Origin of the sequence: Candidatus Burkholderia verschuerenii (assembly GCF_001189365.1) — a bacterium.
GTDB lineage: Bacteria > Pseudomonadota > Gammaproteobacteria > Burkholderiales > Burkholderiaceae > Caballeronia > Caballeronia verschuerenii.
This window is the reverse complement of sequence record NZ_LFJJ01000288.1, coordinates 1-4,400: the sequence shown is the minus strand read 5'-3', so window position 1 is coordinate 4,400 and position 4,400 is coordinate 1. Positions and strand designations below refer to the sequence as shown.

Sequence of the window (4,400 nt, the reverse complement as noted above, 5' to 3'; positions counted from 1 at the left end):
TTCTCGCTCCAGATTGGACACGAGAACCTCGATTCCCTTACGTCCCACGATCGTCTCCCGCACACCATAAGTCGATCATAGAACATGTTGGATTTATATAAAGTTATTTCTGGGACGGAACACTAGAAACCCGCAATCGAATCAAGCGCTTATGTTCAATCCCAGCCGCGACGAAGTTCGCCAGTTTTTCACCGAGACGTGGCGCAAGGAGCGCGCGAAGGAGATTCTGACGCCGCTCGAAAGCATGGCCGCCGACTGGATGCGCGAGCATCCCGAATATCACGACGCGCTCGCCAATCCCAAATCGCGCGATGCCGATTATTCGCCCGATCACGGCCAGACCAACCCGTTTCTGCATCTGTCGATGCATCTCGCCATCAGCGAGCAATTGTCGATCGATCAGCCGCCGGGCATCCGCCGCGCGCACGACAAACTCGCCGCGCGCCTCGGTTCGTCGCACGATGCGCAGCACGCAATCATAAATGCCTCGGGCAAGTGATCTGGGAAGCGCAGCGCTCGAACACGCCGCCGGATACCGACGCTTATCTCGCGCTGATCGAGCGACGTGCTTCGCGGGACTAAGTAAAGCGCTTTATCGGACGCATTCGCCGTTCGCGCTGCATCGCGCGCGGCTGCGAAGCGTACCGAAGACGATCAGGCTCGCCAATGCCAGCGCGCTCGCGGCGACGCCACCGTAGAGCATCACATCGCCGAAACCGTGTGTCAGCGCGCGCATCCACGCCGTTCGCACTTTCCCCTGCCGCGATGCGGTTTGCCAGCGCGCTCAGCGACGCATCGTTGGCCGACGTGCCGAGCATCGCGCGAAGCTGCTCAAGCACGCCGTGCGCGAGAATCGCACCCATCAGCGCGATGTTGATCGTGAGCGAGATAAAACGCGCGCTCATGTCGATGCCCGATGCCATGCCGGCACGTGACGCCGATACGGACCCCGTCGTCGTATTGGTGACGGGCGTGTTGACAATACCCAGTCCCGCGCCCGCGATCACACAGCCGGGCAGCATCGTCAGCCAGCTCGCGTCGGCCATGCCGCTGCCCGCCTTCATCGCGAAGAAGCCGACGCCTATCGCGAACAGGCCGCCGGGAATCACCACGCCCGCGCCATAGCGTTGCGCGAGCCGTTCGCCCAGCGGCGGAAACGCGAGCGTCGGCAACGTGTAGGCGAGCAGAGACAGGCCGCCTTTCACCGCATCGTAGCCAAGCGCGCCGGAAAAATAGATCGGCAGATAGACGATGAACGGCCAGAAACTGAAGTTCATCGCCGCCGAACCGAGCAGCGCCCCCGAGAACGCGCGGATACGAAACACCGAGAAGTCGAACATCGGATGCGGATTGCGCAATTGCGTGACGACGAATAGCGCGAAGCTGACCCCGCCCGCCGCGAGCACGGCCAGCGACGGACCGTGCATGAAGCCCGTCGTCTGTCCCTGCGTGATGTACCACGCGAGCGCGAACACCGCCGCCGACAGCGTGACCATGCCGCGCACATCGAGCGAGCACGATCGCGGCCAGCGCGATGAATATGTGCACCCAGAAGACCCATCGCCAGTTCGCAAGCGCGACGATCGCGCCGCCGACCAGCGGGCCAAAACCCAGGCCGATGCCGGTGACGATTCCCCATGCACCGAACGCACGCGCGCGCATCGCGCCGTCCGGAAACTGATGCGACAACACGGCGACCAGGCAGATCAGCATCGCGCCACCGGCGACGCCTTGCACCGCGCGCGCGCCGATCAGCGTGGCCGCGTCCTGGGCCAAACCGCAGACCAGCGAGGCGACGCCGAAAGCGGCAATGGCGACCAGCAAAATGCGCTTTCGCCCGAAGCGGTCGGCAAGCGTGCCCGTCGCCATGAGCACGGTGGCGCAGGCAATCGCATAGGCGTTCACGATCCATTGCAGTTCCGCGAAACTTGCATGAAGCACGGCGTCGAGCGTCGGCAGGATCGCCGGTACGCTGGAAATCTCCAGCCCGAACATGAGCGATGCGAGAAAGACCGACAGCAACGCCAGCACTTGCCTGCGACCGCCGAATTCACGAGATGACATGGTGGAATGCCCTTCCCTCTTCAGAAATAAAATCGAAGTGTAGGAGAATAGGATTCCCTAATCGGATCGTTTGAATCCGATTAACCGGTCCCCGCAGGAACCAAATGGACATGCTCAAGGAAGACAAACTCTCGGGTGTCGCCACCTTTATCAAGGTGGTCGAGGCCGGCAGCTTCGCGCTCGCCGCCGAACGTCTCGATCTGACGCGTTCGGCGGTTGGCAAGTCGATAGCGCGTCTCGAAACGCGGCTCGGCGTGCGGCTGCTTCATCGCACGACGCGCAGCCAGGCGCTCACCGACGAAGGACAGGGCTACTACGAGCGTTGTCTGCGCGCACTCGCCGAACTCGAAGCCGCCGAAGCCGATCTCGAGGCAGGCCGGCTGGAGCCGCGCGGCAGATTGCGCGTGAGCGTACCGCTGGCGCTCGGTCACTTCTGCGTCCCGCCCGTGCTGTTCGATCTGGCGCGACGGCATCCGCAGCTGCAGATCGATATCTCCTTCGGCGATCGCCGCGTCGATCTGATCGAAGAAGGATTCGATCTCGCCGTGCGCATAGGCGCATTACCGGACAGTCCGACGCTCGTCGCGCGACGCCTGGGCATGCAGCATGTGAGCTTCGGTGCGTCGCCGGCTTATCTGGAGGAGCATGGCACGCCGCGCACGCTCGACGATCTCGAAGCGCATCGTGGTATCGGACTGTCGGTTGCGGGCACGGTCGTCTCATGGGACGTCACCGAACCCGATGGCCGGCCGCGCCGCGTGCCGCTGCGCCCGCAACTCAGCATGGACGATATTCAGGCGGTCGCGGGCGCCGTCATCGACGGACACGGTATTGCGTGGCTGCCGTGCTGGCTGCTCGCGCGCTATGTTCGAAGCGGACATCTCGTGGCGGTGTTGCCGGCGCATCGCATCGCATCGCGTCGCTGCCGGTGCTCGCCGTGTGGCCGAAGACACGGCATTTGCGCACGCGCACACGCGTGACCATCGATGCGCTCGTCGAACAGATTCCCGCGATGCTCGCGGAGTGAACGAGCACGACGTCGGCATCGCTCCAAAAACAAAAGGGCGGCGTGCCGTCAAGACACGCCGCCCGCCCAATTCGATGCAGTTGTCGAGCTTCGCGTTACTTCTTCAGCACGAGACTGCCGTCGAGCGATTCGATATACGCCGCGAGATCCTTCAGATCGCCTTGCGACAGGTTCTGCACCTGCGCCGCCATGATCGCGTTGTTGCGGCCGAAGTTCGGGTTGCCGTTGCCGATCTGATACTGGCGCAGCGCCCAGTAGATATAAGTCGCGTGCTGGCCCGCGAGCTTCGGATAATCGCCGCTGACCGGCTTATTCAGGCCGGGGCCGTGGCAGGCCGCGCAGTTGTGGCTTTCCGACAGCACCTTGCCGTTGCCGGCATCGGCCGCGTGCGCGACGTTGAACGCCGTCATGCCGATCAGTGCAGCCGCCGCGCCCGCCGCCTTGAAGCTGATGTGAAGTGCCTTAGAGGGCTTCATGAATTCTCCTGTGTCCTTGCGTCGCCGCCTGTGACTGTTTCCTGGCGACAGGATCACTTGTCGGGATTGTTCTTCGATTTAGGGGTCTGCGCGGCGTAATACGCGGCGATATCGGCGATATCCTGATCGGACAGCGTGGTCGCGATGGCGCGCATCGTGTCGAAGTGGCGGTCGCCCTTCTTGTAGGCATGCAGCGTGTTCGCGATGTAGTTGGCGTTCTGGCCGCCCAGCATCGGCACTTCATAGACTTCCGGGTACGCGGTGCGATAGCCCGGGATGCCGTGGCAGCCGATGCACATCGCCACCTTGCCCTCTGCGGCCTTTGCGTTACCCACGACGTCGGCCGACGCCTGAGTCGCGAAGCCGGCGAGACCCGACAGCGCTGCAATCACGGCACATTTGCCGACGAAATTGTTCATAGCTTCTAACCTGGCATGAGGGGAAATCCGGCGCTCGTCACACATGGCCCGCGCCGAGCGCTTCACAACCTTCTCGGGACTGTTTGCTGCTTTCGTGACCACGCAGGCCAAAAAAATCGCGCTAATTGTACCGCGCGACCCTTCGACCGTCCACAATCGAGAACGGCCGGAAGCCTTGTCAGCAATGGGACGCGGCTGAAAAGCAGGGGGATTGGTCATTGCGCGCAAAGCGCGCATTGACGGCGGTAAATCTGCGAGCGCAAATGAATATCGTCGAAGCACAAACCGAGGTAGTCGGCCCTTCAGAATTAGTCGAAGTCAAGGGTGGCAAGGGGCCGCCGGAAGATCGTGTTTCCCAGAACTCCCAGAAGCAATATTGATCTGAATGGTTTCCTGGGAGTTTGGAACTTCGCC

Annotated in this window: 2 protein-coding genes and 3 pseudogenes; 2 read left to right on the top strand and 3 right to left on the bottom strand. The window is 62.5% G+C overall.

Annotated elements, in window-relative coordinates:
- Window positions 1–151 precede the first annotated feature (151 nt).
- Window positions 152–582: pseudogene (locus BVER_RS27895) on the top strand (DUF1841 family protein).
- 10 nt (window positions 583–592) lie between these two features.
- Here BVER_RS27895 and BVER_RS27890 read toward each other — a convergent pair.
- Window positions 593–2,064: pseudogene (locus BVER_RS27890) on the bottom strand (MFS transporter).
- A gap of 110 nt (window positions 2,065–2,174) precedes the next feature.
- Between BVER_RS27890 and BVER_RS27885 the strand changes: the two are divergent.
- A pseudogene (locus BVER_RS27885) lies at window positions 2,175–3,091 on the top strand (LysR family transcriptional regulator).
- 95 nt (window positions 3,092–3,186) lie between these two features.
- On the opposite strand, the gene BVER_RS27880 reads toward BVER_RS27885, so the two are convergent.
- Both BVER_RS27880 and BVER_RS27875 read right to left on the bottom strand, forming a co-directional pair.
- Window positions 3,187–3,567 (bottom strand): c-type cytochrome, encoded by a 381-nt coding sequence (locus tag BVER_RS27880; protein WP_050456009.1) that lies wholly within the window; start codon window positions 3,565–3,567, stop codon window positions 3,187–3,189.
- A gap of 53 nt (window positions 3,568–3,620) precedes the next feature.
- Entirely contained in the window at window positions 3,621–3,986 is a 366-nt protein-coding gene (locus tag BVER_RS27875; protein WP_050456008.1) for a c-type cytochrome, read from the bottom strand.
- Between the last annotated feature and the right edge of the window lie 414 nt (window positions 3,987–4,400).

Bases quoted from the DNA above. Each gene is read 5' to 3' on its own strand.
- BVER_RS27880 (WP_050456009.1), bottom strand. From the start codon at position 3,567: ATGAAGCCCTCTAAGGCACTTCACATCAGCTTCAAGGCGGCGGGCGCG.
- BVER_RS27875 (WP_050456008.1), bottom strand. From the start codon at position 3,986: ATGAACAATTTCGTCGGCAAATGTGCCGTGATTGCAGCGCTGTCGGGT.